Raw genomic sequence first — 17525 nt, forward strand, 5'->3', positions numbered from 1 at the left:
TCGGGTTCTTTAGCATACGCATTTTTGAAAATTGCTTTCAAAAACACGTTTACATCGATAATTTTAACTCAAGCACCCCAAATTGAGCCTCAATCGCCCGGTTTATTCCGAGATCCTATGTTTATTTCAAAGATATCCATTCGTCGCGGTGAATAATTTCCGCGCGGGGGAGCTCGATGCGTTTTTGAATTTCGTCGGTGCTGAGGCCTGCGACGGCGCGAATCTGCGTCGAATCGTAATTGACGATTCCGCGCCCGATCACTTGGCCGTCCATGTTAAAGACCTCGATCACATCGCCCGAACGGAAGTCTCCTTCGACATGCTTCACTCCGACGGGAAGCAAGCTTTTGCCCCGGGAGATGAGCGCCGCTTCCGCACCGCTGTCGACGAATACTTTGCCGCGCGGGGTCGAGTGGAAGCCGAGCCACTGTTTCTTCATCGGCAGCGAGTGGCGCTGCGTATCGAAGTACGTGCCTTTGCCGTTTCCGTAGACGGCTAGCTGCAAATCGCCGCGTTCCGCCACTTTTCCGACGAACGTCGGGACGCCGCCGCGCATCGCCACTTTGGCCGCTTCGACCTTCGAGCGCATGCCGCCTGTGCCGACGGCGGAACCGGAACCTCCGGCGACGGCATAGATTTCGTCGGTAATTTCACCGATCCGTTCCAGCCGCTTCGCCGCCGGATCTTTCCGCGGATCGGCCGTGTATAACCCGTCGGTATCGGTAATGATGATCAGTCCGTTCGCTTTGACCAGGTTCGCGACAAGGGCGGAGAGCATATCGTTATCCCCGAACTTCAGCTCATCGACCGATACGGTGTCGTTTTCGTTAATAATGGGGACGATCTTTTGCCGCAGCAGTTCCTCGATCGTCATTTGCGCATTGCGGATCCGATTCCGGTTGCTGAAGTCGGAACGGGTCAACAAGATTTGCGCCGCGCAGATCGAGTAAGCGCCAAGCGCTTCTTGGTACGCTTGCATGAGCAATGCTTGACCGACCGCGGCCGCCGCTTGCTTCTCATGCAGCAGCTTGGGGCGCGAGGGATACCCAATCTGCCGGAAACCGGCCGCCACGGCGCCGGAGGTGACAAGCAGCACCTGGGTGTCCGAAGCTGCAAGCTGGGCCAGCTCATGCGCAAAAAAAACGATTTTATCCCGGTTTAATCCGCCTTCGTCCGACGTGAGCGAACTGCTGCCGATTTTTACAACGATGCGATGCATGAAATCACTTCCTAAAAGTTTTGAGAGCGTTACATCTTTGACCAGGCTTCGATCAAAACTCGCTTCGAAAGCACTAGCGTTGCATTAAATCTTCTAGCTGGGATGCGGTACCATGGAAATATAACGGATTTCCGAGGTCTTATTTTTTGAATTCCAGTCGAATATTTGGAATTAACGGATTTTCGAACCGTTAACATGTCGCGATCGGCTGAGGATCCTTGGTTTTGTGAAGTTTCGACAAAAATAGAGCCCTCAAAATCCGCTAACACCGCCAAAATTGCGTTATTGGATCAAATAAGGCCTCCAAAATCCGTTAACCTTGTTCATCCCTATCGCAATCATCGGTTTGAAACGCAGTAAAACATTCGGTGCAACGCTAGTGCTTCGAAAGCCTATGTAACTGCAAAAATCCATTTACAAAAGCCGATTTCAGCAAATTTCACCCGAGCAACTGCAAAAATCCAGCTATTTTTGCCCAATGGACCCTAAAATCGGTGAAACGAACTTCATTAGATGGATGATTGCAGCTACTGCGCTCAAAAAGCGGTTTTGATCGAGAAATTAGATAATTGCAGTTACTATGCTCAGTAGCGCCTGTTTCATCGAGCAAGGAAGGGACCTCAGCAGCTACTGTGCGCCAAAAACGGTTCAAAGGGCGCAAACGAGCGGAAGCATCGCGGCAGCCATGACGCGCACTACCCGAAAACGGCAGCCGCCGAGATCTAGTGCCCCTACGTATGCTTCCTTCGTCGTAAACAAAAAGACCTTCATCCCTTGAAAAGGACGAAAGTCTGGCTTCCGCGGTACCACCTTTTTTGGCGATTTGCATCGCCCTGCTCGCATGCCTTGTAACAGTAGGCACTGTCCGGCATTTCGGCCGGCCGTTCGGGGGTAGGTTCAAAAAGCGTCCGACGGCAAGTTCTTGCAGCCTTTGGAACTTGCTCTCTGAAGCGTCACTTTCTTTTTTACTGGTCCCGTCATAACGTTTCTTTTCTTATAAGAATACATGAGATTCCAACGGTTGTAAAGGGAAGCCGGCACGGTGCCGGCCATACGCTTGCTGTTCCCATAGGGCGCTGTCGGACAGCAATGCCCAAAGGAACGGATTGCCGCAGTTCTCCGGCGATCCGCCGATCCCGTTACTAGCCGAACAAGTTCAATCTGCCGATTCGCTCGGCGGCTTCTTCCAGCCGTTCCTCGTTCGTCAGCAAGCCTACGCGCACATAGCCTTCGCCGTGAGCGCCGAACCCGACGCCCGGCGCGACGACGACATTCGCCTGCGCAAGCAGCATATCGGCGAACTCCACAGAGCCAAACGGCTTCGGAACCGGCAGCCAGCAGAAAAACGATCCGCTCGAAGGCGAAGCTTGCCATCCGATTCGATGCAATGCGCGATAAAAGACGTTTCGGCGCCGTTCGTACCTATCGACCAGATCGGTTACGCATTGCTGCGAAGCGGTCAGCGCGGTCGCCGCCGCCGCTTGGATGCCGCCGAACAGGCTGACGTAGTAATGGTCCTGCATCAGGTTGATCAATCGAATCACCTCGCGATTTCCGAGCGCAAATCCGACCCGCCATCCGGCCATGTTATACGTCTTGGAGAGCGTATAAAATTCCACTCCGACGCTTTTGGCGCCCGGCTGTTCCAGGAAGCTGACGGGGCGGTTTCCGTCAAAACCGATCGCGCCGTAGGCGAAGTCGCTCGCCACCACAATGCCGTGCCGTTCGGCGAACCGGATCGCCTCTTCATAGAAAGCGGCGCTTGCCGTCGCTCCTGTCGGATTGTTCGGATAGTTGAGAAACATCAACTTCGCTTTGCGCAGCGTTTCCGCATCGATCGCGCCGAAATCGGGCAAATAGCCGCCGGCTTCCGTCAACGGCATGAACGCCATCTCGGCTCCCGCCAGGGCGACGCCGGACCAATAATCGGGATAACCGGGATCGGGAACGAGGCATACATCGCCGGGGTTCAGCAATATTTGGCTAATTTCCACCAATCCCGTCTTTCCGCCGAATAGTACGGCCACTTCCGTTTCCGGATCGAGCTCGACGCCGTAATCTTGGGCGTATCGCTCGGCGACGGCTTCCTTTAAGAAAGAAAATCCGCTGAAAGGCGGATATTTATGGTAAAGCGGATTGGCCGCAGCCTCTTGCAAAGCGGTTACGATGTGTGGCGGAGTAGGCCTGTCGGGATTTCCCTGCCCAAGGTTAATGACATCATGGCCTTCCGCGATACGCGCGCTCGCCTTTTGCGCTAATCCGGCGAAAAATTGTTTGGGCAGCCTTTGCATTCGCACTGCGGCTTCAATCGGCATGACGCTGCCTGGCGGTTCTTGTGCGGTCGTTTTTTTCGGCATGTACATTCTCAGTTCACTCCATCCACATCCGGTTCATACGAAAACCGTTCATTCCGATAATTATACTTAATTTAGCATGTTTTCACCGGAGTGTATAGAGGAATTCCGCTATTTCGCCTGATGAATCAACTCGAGAAACGGTTTGATGTCCGCTTTAAAGACTAGCAAATACGGCTTGCGTTCTTTTTTGGAAAATACTAATAGCAGCGGCTTTTTATGCGGACAGTGGATCAAAAAGACGTCATTCACCTGCACTTTCACGCCTTCGATATCGACATCCGCCGTGCGTTCCAGCGGCACTTTGTAAATGTAGCCGCATTTTTCGTCAAGGTCCAATTGAACGGCCAAGCCGGTCGCCGATTGCAGCCAGGACAGGGCTTCCCGCTGATATTCGGCGTTGTTCGGAACGATTTTCGTTACCTTTTCCGCACCCATATCGTAGACTTGGACGGGATCCGCCTTCGCAGATTGATTTGGCTCGGCGAAGATGTGCGCGGGCGCGGAGACGATCAGCATGGCGACGATGACGGCGATCGACAACAATTTGCAACGACCAATACTTAATTTGCTCATGATAAAACTCCTTTAATGAGGGATCGAATTTGCGTATCCTGCGGATATCACGTTATAATGTGCCCATCTTGACATGGAACCATGACACGATATGATAAAAAAAGATTCGAAGGAAACCACCCCAAAGGAGGATGCCGCTATGACGGAGCAAGTGCGGATATCGCTGCTGCAAATGGATATCAGGATCGGAGAACCGGACACGAATTTCGCAAACGCGGAACGAATGATTGCGGAGGCCGCTTCTACCGCCGATAAACCGGATATTATCGTCATGCCTGAAATGTGGAATACCGGTTATGCGCTTGACCGCATTCATCAAATCGCGGATCGTAACGGAGAAAGAACGAAGCAAGTGATGTCGGCATTGAGCAAAGCCCATCAGGTGCATATCGTTGCCGGGTCGATCGCCGAGAAGCGGGGAGACGATATTCTTAATACGATGTACGTGTTCGACCGCGACGGAACGATGACGGCGCAATATTCGAAAATTCATCTGTTCCGGCTCATGGAAGAAGAGAAATATTTGACAGCGGGCGATCGGGCGGGCAAGTTTGAAATCGAAGGGATACCGGCAGGGATGATGATATGCTACGATATCCGCTTTCCAGAACTGTCGCGCAAACTGGCGCTTTCGGGCGCGAAAATGCTGTTCGTGCCGGCCGAATGGCCGAATCCTCGCCAGCATCATTGGAGAACGCTCCTCACGGCCAGAGCGATCGAAAATCAAATGTACGTCATATCGTGCAATCGCGTCGGCGTCAGCGGGACGACGGAATTTTTCGGCCATTCGATGATTGTCGACCCTTGGGGCGAAACGGTTGCCGAAGGCGGCACGATCGAAACGATCGTTACGGCAAACATCGATTTGGCGCTTGCGGACAAAGTTCGCAGCACGATACCTGTCTTTGCGGACCGAAGACCGAACTTATATTAAAAAATACGGAAGTGATGATGATGAATAAAAAGGCGGTCGGTTGGAGCGTTACAGCCGTCATTGTATGTCTTGTCATCGGATTTGTATGGTGGAATTACGCGCGTCCGGATCGTATTCCGCCCGCAGCCGGCACGAATCAATCGCAGCAACCGGCAGATTCGAACGACAATGGCAATACCGAAACCGGCGAAGAGCCGGAAGACGAGCTTCCGCCTGCCGATCAGACGAGCGAAGCGGTGCGAAGCTTGATGGACGGACTCACTTTAGAGCAGAAAATCGAACAAATGTTGATCGTCGATTTGAACTCGCTCGGCGCGGCGAACGGGGAAGAGGCGGCCAAGCTATTGAAAGGCCGGCATTACGGCGGGGTCATTTTATTCCGGAAGGACGTACCTTCGCTGGAACATACCGTACAGCTTCTGCATGATTTGAAGGAGGCGGCGGCGCTGCCGATTTGGACGGCAATCGATCAAGAGGGCGGAACCGTCGTTCGTTTTCCTTGGGGAACGAAGTTTACGGGAAACATGGCCATAGGAGCCGCCGGCGACGAGCGGTACGCGCGCGAAACCGGCCGCTACATCGGCAAACAGTTGAAGGCGTTAGGCTTCAATCTGAATTTCGCGCCTTCGCTTGACGTGAACAACAATCCCGACAATCCGGTTATCGGCTTGCGCTCGTTCGGTTCGGACCCGCATGACGTGGCCCGGCTTGGGACGGCGATGATCGCCGGATTTCACGAGGCGGGAATTGCCGCAACGGCAAAGCATTTCCCCGGACATGGCGATACGGATGTGGATTCGCATCTCGGCTTGCCCACCGTTCCTTACGATATGACGCGCCTGGAAGAGGTTGAACTCGTGCCTTTTAAACAGGCCGCCGCCGATGGCGTCGATATGATTATGACCGCGCATATTACGTTTCCTCATATCGAAACCGCCACCGCCGTCTCCAAAAAGGACGGTTCGGAAATTACGCTTCCGGCGACGCTGTCCCCCCGCTTCTTGACGGACATCGCGCGGAAAGAAATGGGCTATGAAGGCATCCTCGTGACGGACGCCCTGAATATGCAGGCGATCGTCTCGCAATTCGGGGAAGAGGAGGCGGATGTGACGGCCGTACAATCGGGAGTCGATATGCTGCTTATGCCGCCGCATCCGCGCCAAACGGTCGACAATATCGCCGCGGCCGTGAAGGACGGTCGTATCCCGGAAGAACGAATCGATGAAAGCGTCGAACGGATCCTGACGTTGAAAGAGAAGCGCGGATTGTTGGAAGAGCCGCTTGTCTCGGTGAAAGAACAGTTGGCGGACGCGAAAGCGGCTTTCGCCGACAAGGAAGCTGCCGCAATGGAACGGGAAATTGCCGAAAAGGCGGTAACGATGCTGAAAAACGAAGACGGCTTGCTGCCTTTCGAAACGGCGCGAGGGACGAAGCTCGTTCTTATCGCACCCGGCAACGCCTATGATGCGATCCGCAAATCGATCGAACGGACGACGGCCGGACGGGCGTTCCAACTCAGCGGTTGGAAGATGTCCGAATCGTTGACGAAAGAGCAGCGAAATTCGCTCTCTGCGGCCGACCATATTTTGATCGTCACGAACAATTTGCATACGGACGGGACGCAGCGGGATGCGGTCGCGGCTACGCTGAACACCATCGCCGATCTGGGCAAGAAGGCGGCCGTCCTGGCGGTCGGTTCGCCGTACGATATTCGTTATATTCCTGAAGCATCGGCCTACTTGGCCGTATACGGCGTACCGTCCAGCGCGAATACCGACGCGGGAGTGCGCGCCGTATTCGGAGAAATCGAGCCGACGGGCAAGCTGCCTGTGGACATTCCGGACTTAAAGAGCCGAACGATGATGTACGCGCGCGGCAGCGGGCAAAACGATAGCCCCTAACAAACCAAAGAAGACCTCGCTTCGATCTTGGACGCGGGGTCTCTTTAGTGAGCGGAAAATCATGAGCTACTTTGTTATCATTCATTAGCAAGCGGAAGTACCGGTATTTCCCGGAGCTAATGATCGGAATGACGTAATTTTTGCAACTAAACGCGTCGTCACTAGCATTGCATCAATTTTCAAACAGGCTAGGATGACGCAGCAAAGTAGTCATCTTTGCCACTGGCGTTGCATTAACTTCTACCGCCCTGCTCCCCAAGTTCGCGGACACAGGAGACGCTAATTGTGACAAATGACCCGATTTCGGCCAATTTGCGGACAGACGATCCTTTATTCGCGGTAAAAGCGTAAAAATAAGCCCTGCGACGAACGGATAACGGAGCCAATGTCCGCTGAAACAGCGAATAAGCGGTTTTGACGCATAATAACGGTCGTACGGTCCGGATAGCAATTTCTCAATGCAACGCCATTGCATCTTTGCAAAACATCCGCCCCAGCGGGAAGGAATAGTCAGTCAATGAAGGATCTTTCATTCAAAAGCCTGCAACTTTTTCGATGGGTAAACACGTGCATTTTTGAAGGAATTGGTATTCGCCACGTGAGTTGCCGGGCAATCTCGCAGGAGAACTTGCATGAAGTCGAATCTGCAGTTTTCTTCGATGCAACGCCAGCGGGGCGCCACTCGATTTGTATGATTTTTCGTCTACCAGCCATACAAAAAACATGCGGAACATACTCCTAATAAAAACGGGGCATTTCGCATGTTTTCACGTTCCCATGATATGAATGTTATTTTTTCGCTGCCAACCAGTCGGCGACTGCGGAAATTTCGTCGGCGGACAGTTTGTCCTGGAACGGAGGCATGCCTCCTTGTCCGTTGGCGATAATATCGTGGATTTGGTTTCGGTCGTATTTGCCGCCGACCGCCTGCAAACTCGGTCCGACGCCGCCTTCCAAATTGCCGCCGTGGCAGCTGATGCAATTTTGTTTTACAATGGCGTCCGCGTCGACCGTGGCGCTTGGCGTTCCCGTTTCTCCCCCCGGAGCGGGCGTTTGCGTTTCCGGCGGCTTCGATTTCGCACCGCAGGCCGTTACCGTTATTAGCAGCGCCGCAATTGCCGCGATGACCCACACCAACTTGTATTTGCGCATATGGAACCCTCCTCGAAGTCTATAAAATCACCATTAGCTTTACCAATTTGCGATCTTTCATTCGCATGCGGCAACTCTCTTTCCCTGAAACGGACGTCACGCCCTATTTTGCATAATCGATACTCGAATTGAAAATACTGACTCCATCGAATTAATTATTCTGGAGGTCAGATCTACTATGCCAGAAGAGAACAAGATCAAGCAGCCGCCGGACGAATCCCGGCGCAAATTTCTAAAATATTCGGGGACGGCCCTCGGCGGCGTCGTTGTCGGCGGCGTCATCGGCGGATTGATCGGCGCCAATACGAAGAAGACCAAACCGGCTCCTCCGCCGGCGCCGGGACAGAAGCCGGGTGAAAAACCGACACGCGACTACAATCGCGCGTTAATGTTTTTCAATCAAGAGCAATTCGCGTTGACGGAAGCCGCTGCCGAACGCCTTTATCCGGAGGACGAGCTCGGCCCCGGCGCGAAAGGTCTGGGAGTGGCGTATTATATCGACCATCAGTTGGCCAGCCTGTGGGGCGTAAATGCAAGGGAATATATGATGGGTCCCTTCATCGCGGGCGAGAAAACGCAAGGAAATTATCCGAGCATTCGCCGCAAAGATTTGTTTACGCTCGGGCTCGCCGCCATGCAGGACTTAAGCCAGAAAAAATACAAGAAATCGTTCTCCGATTTGGCCGCCGAGGAACAGGACGCGGTGTTGGAACAAATTCAAAACGGCGAAGGCGTCAAAATTAACGGCGCGACGAGCCTTAACTTTTTCAAATTGCTATTATCGCTGACGTTGGAAGGGGTATACTCCGATCCGCTGTACGGAGGGAACAAAGATATGCAAGGGTGGAGGATGCGCAATTATCCCGGCAATCAGATGAGTTACCTCGACATTATCGATAAAGAGGAATTTGTCAAAATCGAGCCCGCAAGCTTGCACGATCATATGTCCGCCCATTAACGAATTGAGAGAAGAGGTGAGAAACGATGGCAAAGAAAATGGATAAAGTGCCGGTAGTTATCGTCGGATTAGGATGGGTCGGCGGCATTATCGCCTCCGAATTGACGAAAAACGGTACGAAAGTGGTCGCGCTGGAACGGGGCAAAGGAAGATCGACGAAAGATTATTATATGGTGCATGATGAGCTGCGTTACGCGTTGCGATACGATTTGATGCAGGATTTGTCCAAAGAAACAATTACGTTTCGCAACAATGAGAAAATGAGTGCGGTTCCGATGCGGGAGTACGGGTCTTTCCTGCTCGGCGAAGGTGTCGGAGGAGCCGGGATTCACTGGAACGGCCAATCGCTGCGATTTTTGCCGTACGACTTCGAGATTTATTCGAAAACGGTCGAGCGTTACGGGAAGAAGAAAATTCCCGACGGCATGCTGATTCAAGATTGGGGCATTACATACGACGAATTGGAGCCTTATTTCGACAAATACGAAAAAATGGCGGGCATTTCGGGAGAAGCGGAGCAAAATCCGATGGTAGGCAAACGCTCCAACCCGTTTCCTACCCCGCCGATGAAAATGTCGCCGGCCTTGAACATGTTTAAGGAAGCGGCCAAGAAGCTCGGTTACCATCCGTATGCGATGCCGTCCGCCAACCTGTCGGAAAATTATACGAATCCCGACGGCATTGCGCGGGCCGCTTGCCAATATTGCGCTTACTGCGAACGTTTCGGATGCGAATACGGGGCGAAAGCCGATCCGGTCGTAACCGTCATTCCGGTAGCGGAAAAAACGGGGAACTTCGAATACCGGACGTACGCCAATGTGACGAAAATATTGCATGACGGCAAAAAAGCGACAGGGGTCGTTTATAGAGACGCCATGACGATGGAAGAATACGAGCAACCTGCCGACATCGTCGTTCTCGCAAGCTATGTGTTCAATAATGTCCGGCTGCTGCTTACATCCAAGCTCGGCAAACCGTACGATCCGAAGACGGGCACGGGCGTAATCGGCAAAAATTACGCTTACCAGGTCAACGGCGGCGCGACGACGGGCTTTTTCGACGATAAACAATTCAACACGTATGCGGGAGCCGGTTCGTTGGGCGTCGAATTCGACGACTTCAACGGCGACAACTTCGACCATTCCGACCTCGATTTCATTCACGGGGCCGGCATACGCATATCGCAAACCGGAAACCGTCCGATCGCCAGCAACCAAATTCCGCATGACGTCCCGTCTTGGGGCAAGGAATTCAAGCAAGCTTCGATCAAATACGCGAACCGTGTGCTCAGCGTCGGCGCGCAAGGAGCGAATATGCCGTGGAGGCATCATTACTTGGATTTGGATCCGACCTATAAGGACGTATACGGATTGCCGCTCTTGCGCATTACGTACGACTTCGAAGATCAAGACCGCAATCTCGTCAAATTTATGGCGGAGAAGACGGCTCAGGTCATGAAAGAGATGAAGCCTACCAAACAAGAGACGTCGGGAGAATTGGTTTCGTACAACATCGTCCCGTACCAATCCACCCACAATACGGGCGGAGTCATTATGGGATCCGATCCCGGCACGTCGGCCGTCAACAATTATTTGCAAATGTGGGATGTCGATAACTTGTTCGTCGTCGGCGCTTCGGCATTTCCTCACAATAGCGGATACAATCCAACAGCGACGGTCGGCGCCCTAGCCTACCGGGCGGCGGAAGGAATCGCCAAATATATGAAGCAAGGCGGCGGTTCGCTCGTTTAATGCAGGAAGAAGCTGGAGGTGATTCGGTGGAACATCTGGAGCAATGGATCAGCCATTTAGCCGAATTGCGCAAACGGTTGATTATGATAAGCATATGGTTTTTCGCCGCATTATGCGTCGGGTTCTACGCCTCCCCGCGAATTTTAACGCGGATTAAGGAGATGCCGGCTGCGAGCAAAATAGAGTGGAACGTATTTTCGTTTACGGACGGCCTATTTCTGTATATGAGATGCGCTTTCGTATTCGCGGTGTTGTTTACGCTGCCGGTGCTGCTCTATCATATCTGGGCCTTCGTGCGGCCCGGGCTGACGGAGAGCGAAGCGAAGGGGACGCTGGCTTACGTCCCGGCGTCGTTCGCCCTGTTTCTCCTTGGCGTGTCATTCGGCTATTTCGGCGTATTTCCGATGATGATCGGATTTATGGAACAGATGAACCAAAGCGTCGGCGCGGTGGAAACGTACGGCATCGACAACTACTTCTCCTTTCTGTTCAATGTCGTTTTTCCGCTTGGAGTCGCCTTTGAAATGCCGATCGTCGTCATGTTTCTCACCAAACTGAAATTGCTCTCGCCGGAGAGGCTCAAAAAAACGAGAAAATACGCTTACGTCTTCCTTGCGGTCGTTGGCGCCTGCATTACGCCTCCCGATTTCGTGTCGCATTTATCGGTGACCGTACCGCTTATTTTGCTGTTTGAAACGAGTTTGTTGTTATCCGGCCGCTACTATCGGAAGCTTGCCGCATTGCCCACGAACTAACGGAAAGGAGGCGAATCCGATGTTGAACAATATTGGCGTTTCGGGACTGGTCATTATTTTAATGATCGCTCTGATCGTGTTCGGCCCGGCCAAACTGCCGCTGCTCGGCAGAGCGTTTGGCGATACGCTGCGGGAATTCCGCAACTCGACGAGAAACATCGAGGAACCGGACGAGACGGTTAACGATGCAAAGGCGCAGAATAAGGAAGACGACCTGCCGAAATTGATTTGACATATCATCGGCACTACATTCATGATTCGCATGCAGCCCTCTGCAACGCATCCTATTGTTGCAATTGGGGCTGCATTTTTTTGCGCGATGTCCCGATAACATGGTACTGTATACATACCTTAAAACGAAAGGGAGCGGGAGGCACATGCGAACTTTTATTCCACTTCAACCGCCGACGCTGCAGCAGGAATGGTCGGATCCGAACTACCGGTATCGGGAATATGCGCCCGGCGACAGCCTGAAACCTTATGTCGCTTGCTATTGGACCGTCGACTTCCGCGCGTCGGGTTCGAGCCGGTTGCATCGTATCATACCGGATGGCTGCGTCGATATTATATTTGACCTGAGATCGCCTTCATTTGCCAAAGGGGGTTTCGTGGCGGGGTTGATGACGGGGTTTGAAGCGATGAACCTGTCAGGCGAGCACTCCTTATTCGGCATTCGTTTCCACTCGGATACCGTACGCCGCTTTATAAGCTATCCCGTCTCCGAATTTACCGGCACCGGGCATCATGTATATCTGGAACATATATGGGGCAATCACGCCTTGATGTTAACGGAACAAATCATGGCAAGCAACGGTACTGCGGAAATCATTGAACAAGTCGAAGACGCGTTATTGCAACGGTTGATTCGATCCGAATCCGATACGGACGATTTGCTGTTCACGAGCATGCAATACATTTACGCAAGCCAAGGCCTTATTTCCATCCGCTCCTTGGCGGAACATTTGAATTACAGCGAAAGAAATATAAGAAGAACGTTTCAGCGCGAGTTGGGTGCCGGGCCGAAAGAATTTGCGGGCATTGTCCGGTTTCAATATTTGCTGCAAGAGCTTTATCGCGGCTCGCAGGCTCGCTTAACCGATCTTGCCGCAAAATACGGATACTACGATCAGCCGCATTTTATCCATCATTTTAAACGCTATTACGGGTTGTCTCCCAATCAGGTTTTTAAAGCAAGTACGGAAATGAAGTAAGGTTGTCCGTTTTTTACAATTCGAAACGGCCTAAGCGTGCGATAATGGTTAGTGAATTTATCGTTGGGGAGGAATACCGATGAATATTGTCGATCCGTCGCGTTTGGCGCTGGCACGGTCCTTTATGAAGCAGCATGCAAGACCGCTGGAACGCGCAATCTATGCATATGAGTTCGAATCGGATTCAAGCGCTCAAGTGTTGGAGGAGCTCGTAAAGTTTCAAAATGCGGACGGCGGGTTCGGCCGCGGATTGGAGCCCGATCTCCGCTGTCAAGAATCGTCCGCTTTGGCGACGACGCGCGGACTTGAGATCTTGGGACTGTTGCCGCCTTCGGATGAGAGAAATGCGATCGTACGGAAAGCGCTCGACTATTTGGCAGCAACGTATCGGGACGAGCGGCGCGGTTGGGATATTATCCCGCCCGAAGCGGAGAACGCTCCGCGCGCGGTCTGGTGGAACTACGGCGCCTTCTCCGATCATTGGGGCAATCCGAATGCGGATATCGTCGCTTATTTTCTGGACTACCGATCACTCGTAACCTATGACAAGCTCGATATGCTCGTCCGTTATGCCGTCGACTATTTGCAGAATGAATGCGATTTGAAGGAAATGCATGAAATGTTCTGCTTCTTGCGTTTGGCCGAGCGGCTTGACGAAGGGGAGCGTGCGGCAATCGAAGCCAAGATGCGGCTCTTCCTCGATAACTGCGTTCCGACGGATCCCAAGCAGCGCAAAGGTTACGGGGCTGAACCGCTGCAAGTAGCCGATTCGCCGAAATCGCGTTATTACGGGAAATATGCAGACATCATTCCGGGCGAATTGGATGCATTGATCGCCGGCCAAGGCGAGGACGGGGCATGGGCGCCTAACTGGACTTGGTACCAGTACGAGGAAGAATGGCGGAATGCCAAGGAAGAATGGAAAGGGATCATTACATTGCAATCGCTGCGAACGCTGCGGAATTACAATCGTCTCGGTTCAACCGCAGCGGAAGAGCAATAACGAGGAGGAGGATTCATTGATGAAACCGCGAATTTCAGTCCTTACGTTAGGCGTGGACGATCTGGAAAGAGCGTTGGCATTTTACCGCGACGGATTGGGGCTGCCGACGGAAGGGATCGTCGGCACCGAATTCGAGCATGGGGCCGTTGCCTTCTTCGACTTGCAGAACGGCGTGAAGCTCGCCATTTGGAAACGCGAAGATCTTGCCCATGAGGCGAAGGTTGTCCGCACTCACAACAGTCCGACCGAATTTACGATCGGCCACAATGTAGCCAGCAAGGAAGAAGTCGACCAAGTGATGAAACAGGCCGGAAAAGCCGGCGCCACGATTACGGACCCGGCGCACGACACTTTCTGGGGCGGATATTCCGGCCACTTCCAAGATCCGGACGGCCATTTATGGGAAGTCGTCTGGAATCCGGCATGGGAGCTCGAAGAATAGAAGGCTACAGATAATCCCTGATCCGATCGATCGAATCGATCTCCGCGAGCGGCTTATGATTCGATTCGGGAGCCTTGTGCCGGTGATTGAACCAGATCGCCCGCCAGCCGGCTTCGATGGACGGGGCGATATCGTTCACCCAGTTGTCCCCGACATAGATGAGACGCTCGGCGGGGAGTCCGACTCTCGCCCGGTATACGTCGAAAATGCGGGAGTCGGGCTTGGCGAAATCGAGCTCGTCCGAAACCAGAATATGCCGCTCTTCGACGAACCGGCTCAAGCCTAAACGGTCGATCTTATCGCGTTGATGCTTAACGGGACCGTTTGTAATAATGCCCACCAAATAACCGTTCCGGCGCAAGTCGCCCAGCAGCCGGGGCACTTCTTCGAACGGAGCGATGCGGCGCTGCGCTTGCTCGTATTCGGCTTGAAACCGGTCGGCTTCCTCTTCCGCCAAATCCAGCCCGAAGTCGCGGCATGCATGGATGATGCGCAGCCTCCGGACTTCTTCCAGCCGGAGGCTGCCCGCCGCATAATCGTTCCACAGCGTATCGCTGTAATGGCGCGTTCTTCGGAACAGCGCTTCCCCGTCGACCGAATGGTCAGGCCCGAAAAATCGGCTTAACGTATCATCAAACGGTTTTAACTGATCGTACATCGTATCGTCCACATCGAAAATAACTCCGCATGGTTCCATTTTTTTCTCCCCATTCCCTGTGTTGGTTTACTTTCTGTTTTGCCTTGCCCCCGACAGTCGCCGACAGTCATTGGAAATGCTTTTGCACCGTCGAAGTGAAAAATTCGATAAACGCCTCGGCCGCTTTGGACAGATAGCGCCCTTTGCGGTAGGCGATCACCAGCGTCCGTGTCGGCGCATGGGCGGTGCCTGCCAGCGGCAAATAAACCGGTATAAATTCGCTTCGTTTAGCGCGCGCAATAAATTGCGGCACAAAGGCGATTCCCATGCCGGCGGCGACGAGCGACTGAACCGTATCGATATTGCTGCTCTCGAATACGATATTCGGCGCAAATCCGGCGCTTTGGCATAAATCGAGCGCAATTTGGCGGAATCCTTGCCCTCTCTTCAGCACGATGAACGGTTCCTCGCGCAATCGCTCAATATGCACCTCTTCGCCGCTTTTGGCATGCTGCAAGGCCAATCGGTGCTGCGGCGGAACGGCGAGCTCGATTTGCTCCTCGATGACCGGTTCGTACGTTAACGATTGTTCGGCGAGCGGCAGCGACAATAAGCTGAGATCGGTCTGGCCGCTGGCGGTCAGCTTCTCCAAATTGGCGGTCGTATCCTCCGTCAGAACGATTTCGATTTCCGGATAACGCTCCCGAAACGCCGGGAGCACGTAAGGCAATATGTGGGAGCCCGTAATCGGCAAGCTGCCGACGACGACCCTGCCTTTGCGCGTCGAGGAAATATCGGCCATTTCCTGTTTCAGCTGTTCCATCGCGTCGACAATCTTCTGCGCTTGTGCGACGAAGACGGAGCCCGCATGCGTTAATTCGACGGAATTCGTATTGCGCTGGAATAGTAGAACGCCGATTTCTCTTTCCAGTTTGGACAACTGCTGGCTTAAGGACGGCTGGGCGATGTGCAGCTTCTCCGCCGCGCGCGAGAAATTCCGCTCTTCCGCGATTTGAATGGCGTATTGAAGTTGACGCAGTTCCATGGCAAACCTCCTGTATCGTTTTCCTTCGATTATCGTTTTCTTATAGTTTGTAACTATTACACTTATAGATATTATATCTTGGAACAATGAATAAAGAAATGATATATTCGCTTTAAGGTGTAAGGGAGCGAGACGCTCGACAGAGAAAGGGTGAATCATGATGGCAAAAACGATGTACGAAAAAATTTGGGAAAATCACGTTATCCATCAGGAAGCGGGGAAACCGGGCATTATTTATATCGATCTTCATCTTGTGCACGAAGTAACTTCGCCGCAAGCTTTTGAAGGATTGCGTTTAAGCAACCGCAAAGTCCGTCGTCCCGACTTGACATTTGCGACAATGGATCATAATGTGCCGACGAAAGACCGCTTTAACATTGCGGATCCGATTTCCAAGCAGCAAATCGACACTTTGTCGAAAAACTGCGCCGATTTCGGCGTAAAATGTTTCGATTTGAACAGTATCGATCAAGGGGTCGTCCACGTTATGGGGCCGGAGCTTGGCCTTACGCATCCCGGCAAAACGATCGTATGCGGCGACAGCCATACGTCGACGCACGGCGCGTTCGGCGCGCTCGCGTTCGGGATCGGAACGAGCGAAGTCGAGCATGTGCTGGCCACGCAATGCTTGCAGCAAGCGAAAGCGAAAACGCTCGAAGTCCGTTTCGTCGGCAAGCGTAAAGCGGGCGTAACGGCGAAAGACTTGATTCTAGGCGTCATTGCGAAGTACGGCACCGATTTCGCGACAGGATATGTTATCGAATATACGGGCGAGGCGATTCGCGGATTATCGATGGAAGAACGGATGACCGTCTGCAATATGTCGATCGAGGCCGGCGCAAGAGCGGGTCTGATCGCTCCCGACGAAGTGACGTTCGAATATTTGCGCGGACGCGAATACGTGCCGCAAGGCGAGGCGTTCGACCGCGCGGTGCAAGAATGGAAGAAGCTTACGACCGATGAAGGCGCGGTTTACGACCGCGTCGTCGAGTTCGACGTGGACAGCTTGATTCCGCAAGTAACCTGGGGCACGAGCCCGGGCATGGGTACCGATATTACGTCGGCCGTTCCGGATCCGCAGAGCTTTGCGACGGAGAACGAGCGGAAAGCGGCGGAAAAAGCGCTCGAGTATATGGATTTGAAACCGGGAACTCCGATGACGGATATCGCCGTCGACTATGTGTTTATCGGCTCCTGCACGAACGGCCGGATCGAGGATCTGCGCGCCGCGGCGCAAGTGGCCAAAGGATATAAAGTGTCCGATCGGGTGACGGCGATCGTCGTGCCGGGCTCGGGACGGGTGAAAATTCAGGCGGAGAAGGAAGGCCTGGACAAAGTGTTTATCGAAGCGGGTTTCGAATGGCGCGACGCGGGCTGCAGCATGTGCCTTGCGATGAACCCGGACGTACTGCAGCCGGGACAGCGCTGCGCGTCGACATCGAACCGCAACTTCGAGGGACGCCAAGGACGCGGAGGACGCACGCATCTCGTATCGCCGGCCATGGCGGCGGCGGCTGCCATTAAGGGACGGTTCGTAGACGTCCGCGACTGGGAATTCAAAACGGAAGCAATCGTGTAATAGAGAGG

At 53.2% G+C, this 17525-nt stretch carries 16 protein-coding genes; 10 read left to right on the forward strand and 6 right to left on the reverse strand.

Annotation, left to right across the window (positions count from 1 at the left end; all coding sequences use genetic code 11):
• Positions 1–121 precede the first annotated feature (121 nt).
• From proB to KQI79_RS11580, 3 genes are all read right to left on the reverse strand, one after another.
• Positions 122–1219, reverse strand: a complete 1098-nt coding sequence (proB, locus tag KQI79_RS11570; RefSeq protein ID WP_216538395.1) for a glutamate 5-kinase — start codon at positions 1217–1219, stop codon at positions 122–124.
• Between the two features lie 1142 nt (positions 1220–2361).
• Positions 2362–3576, reverse strand: coding sequence for a pyridoxal phosphate-dependent aminotransferase (locus KQI79_RS11575; RefSeq protein ID WP_290370072.1), 1215 nt, complete (start codon positions 3574–3576; stop codon positions 2362–2364).
• 108 nt (positions 3577–3684) lie between these two features.
• Complete coding sequence (locus KQI79_RS11580; RefSeq protein WP_216538396.1) at positions 3685–4149, reverse strand: hypothetical protein; 465 nt, start codon at positions 4147–4149, stop codon at positions 3685–3687.
• Between the two features lie 139 nt (positions 4150–4288).
• Here KQI79_RS11580 and KQI79_RS11585 point away from each other — a divergent pair, with 139 nt between their 5' ends.
• Together KQI79_RS11585 and KQI79_RS11590 are read left to right on the forward strand one after the other, a co-directional pair.
• A complete protein-coding gene (locus tag KQI79_RS11585; protein WP_216538397.1) occupies positions 4289–5083 on the forward strand; it encodes a carbon-nitrogen family hydrolase in 795 nt (264 codons plus the stop codon).
• 20 nt (positions 5084–5103) lie between these two features.
• Positions 5104–6984: a glycoside hydrolase family 3 protein gene (locus KQI79_RS11590; RefSeq protein ID WP_216538398.1), complete on the forward strand. Its 1881-nt coding sequence runs from the start codon at positions 5104–5106 to the stop codon at positions 6982–6984.
• A 789-nt stretch (positions 6985–7773) separates the two neighbouring features.
• Here KQI79_RS11590 and KQI79_RS11595 read toward each other — a convergent pair.
• Positions 7774–8136, reverse strand: a complete 363-nt coding sequence (locus KQI79_RS11595; protein WP_216538399.1) for a c-type cytochrome — start codon at positions 8134–8136, stop codon at positions 7774–7776.
• A gap of 178 nt (positions 8137–8314) precedes the next feature.
• Between KQI79_RS11595 and KQI79_RS11600 the strand changes: the two genes are divergently transcribed.
• From KQI79_RS11600 to KQI79_RS11630, 7 genes are all read left to right on the forward strand, one after another.
• Entirely contained in the window at positions 8315–9094 is a 780-nt protein-coding gene (locus KQI79_RS11600; protein WP_216538400.1) for a gluconate 2-dehydrogenase subunit 3 family protein, read from the forward strand.
• Between the two features lie 26 nt (positions 9095–9120).
• On the forward strand, positions 9121–10845 hold the full coding sequence (locus tag KQI79_RS11605; protein WP_216538401.1) for a GMC family oxidoreductase: 1725 nt from the start codon (positions 9121–9123) through the stop codon (positions 10843–10845).
• Positions 10846–10871: 26 nt separating this feature from the next.
• A complete protein-coding gene (gene tatC, locus KQI79_RS11610) occupies positions 10872–11600 on the forward strand; it encodes a twin-arginine translocase subunit TatC (protein ID WP_216538402.1) in 729 nt (242 codons plus the stop codon).
• 19 nt (positions 11601–11619) lie between these two features.
• Entirely contained in the window at positions 11620–11832 is a 213-nt protein-coding gene (locus KQI79_RS11615; RefSeq protein WP_216538403.1) for a twin-arginine translocase TatA/TatE family subunit, read from the forward strand.
• 145 nt (positions 11833–11977) lie between these two features.
• Positions 11978–12811: an AraC family transcriptional regulator gene (locus tag KQI79_RS11620; RefSeq protein ID WP_216538404.1), complete on the forward strand. Its 834-nt coding sequence runs from the start codon at positions 11978–11980 to the stop codon at positions 12809–12811.
• A 79-nt stretch (positions 12812–12890) separates the two neighbouring features.
• A complete protein-coding gene (locus tag KQI79_RS11625; protein ID WP_216538405.1) occupies positions 12891–13814 on the forward strand; it encodes a hypothetical protein in 924 nt (307 codons plus the stop codon).
• Positions 13815–13833: 19 nt separating this feature from the next.
• Complete coding sequence (locus KQI79_RS11630) at positions 13834–14256, forward strand: VOC family protein (protein ID WP_216538406.1); 423 nt, start codon at positions 13834–13836, stop codon at positions 14254–14256.
• Between the two features lie 4 nt (positions 14257–14260).
• On the opposite strand, the gene KQI79_RS11635 is transcribed toward KQI79_RS11630, so the two are convergent.
• On the reverse strand, positions 14261–14953 hold the full coding sequence (locus KQI79_RS11635; RefSeq protein ID WP_216538407.1) for an HAD family hydrolase: 693 nt from the start codon (positions 14951–14953) through the stop codon (positions 14261–14263).
• Between the two features lie 67 nt (positions 14954–15020).
• A complete protein-coding gene (locus tag KQI79_RS11640; protein ID WP_216538408.1) occupies positions 15021–15938 on the reverse strand; it encodes a LysR family transcriptional regulator in 918 nt (305 codons plus the stop codon).
• 157 nt (positions 15939–16095) lie between these two features.
• Between KQI79_RS11640 and leuC the strand changes: the two genes are divergently transcribed.
• Positions 16096–17517, forward strand: coding sequence for a 3-isopropylmalate dehydratase large subunit (gene leuC / locus KQI79_RS11645; protein WP_216538409.1), 1422 nt, complete (start codon positions 16096–16098; stop codon positions 17515–17517).
• Positions 17518–17525: the final 8 nt, after the last annotated feature.

This window comes from Paenibacillus sp. MSJ-34 (genome assembly GCF_018918005.1).
GTDB lineage: Bacteria > Bacillota > Bacilli > Paenibacillales > Paenibacillaceae > MSJ-34.

Excerpts from the sequence above, each read along its gene's own strand:
- proB (WP_216538395.1), bottom strand. The coding sequence starts at position 1,219 with ATGCATCGCATCGTTGTAAAAATCGGCAGCAGTTCGCTCACGTCGGAC.
- KQI79_RS11575 (WP_290370072.1), bottom strand. The coding sequence starts at position 3,576 with ATGCCGAAAAAAACGACCGCACAAGAACCGCCAGGCAGCGTCATGCCG.
- KQI79_RS11580 (WP_216538396.1), bottom strand. The coding sequence starts at position 4,149 with ATGAGCAAATTAAGTATTGGTCGTTGCAAATTGTTGTCGATCGCCGTC.
- KQI79_RS11585 (WP_216538397.1), top strand. The coding sequence starts at position 4,289 with ATGACGGAGCAAGTGCGGATATCGCTGCTGCAAATGGATATCAGGATC.
- KQI79_RS11590 (WP_216538398.1), top strand. The coding sequence starts at position 5,104 with ATGAATAAAAAGGCGGTCGGTTGGAGCGTTACAGCCGTCATTGTATGT.
- KQI79_RS11595 (WP_216538399.1), bottom strand. The coding sequence starts at position 8,136 with ATGCGCAAATACAAGTTGGTGTGGGTCATCGCGGCAATTGCGGCGCTG.
- KQI79_RS11600 (WP_216538400.1), top strand. The coding sequence starts at position 8,315 with ATGCCAGAAGAGAACAAGATCAAGCAGCCGCCGGACGAATCCCGGCGC.
- KQI79_RS11605 (WP_216538401.1), top strand. The coding sequence starts at position 9,121 with ATGGCAAAGAAAATGGATAAAGTGCCGGTAGTTATCGTCGGATTAGGA.
- KQI79_RS11615 (WP_216538403.1), top strand. The coding sequence starts at position 11,620 with ATGTTGAACAATATTGGCGTTTCGGGACTGGTCATTATTTTAATGATC.
- KQI79_RS11620 (WP_216538404.1), top strand. The coding sequence starts at position 11,978 with ATGCGAACTTTTATTCCACTTCAACCGCCGACGCTGCAGCAGGAATGG.
- KQI79_RS11625 (WP_216538405.1), top strand. The coding sequence starts at position 12,891 with ATGAATATTGTCGATCCGTCGCGTTTGGCGCTGGCACGGTCCTTTATG.
- KQI79_RS11630 (WP_216538406.1), top strand. The coding sequence starts at position 13,834 with ATGAAACCGCGAATTTCAGTCCTTACGTTAGGCGTGGACGATCTGGAA.
- KQI79_RS11635 (WP_216538407.1), bottom strand. The coding sequence starts at position 14,953 with ATGGAACCATGCGGAGTTATTTTCGATGTGGACGATACGATGTACGAT.
- KQI79_RS11640 (WP_216538408.1), bottom strand. The coding sequence starts at position 15,938 with ATGGAACTGCGTCAACTTCAATACGCCATTCAAATCGCGGAAGAGCGG.
- leuC (WP_216538409.1), top strand. The coding sequence starts at position 16,096 with ATGATGGCAAAAACGATGTACGAAAAAATTTGGGAAAATCACGTTATC.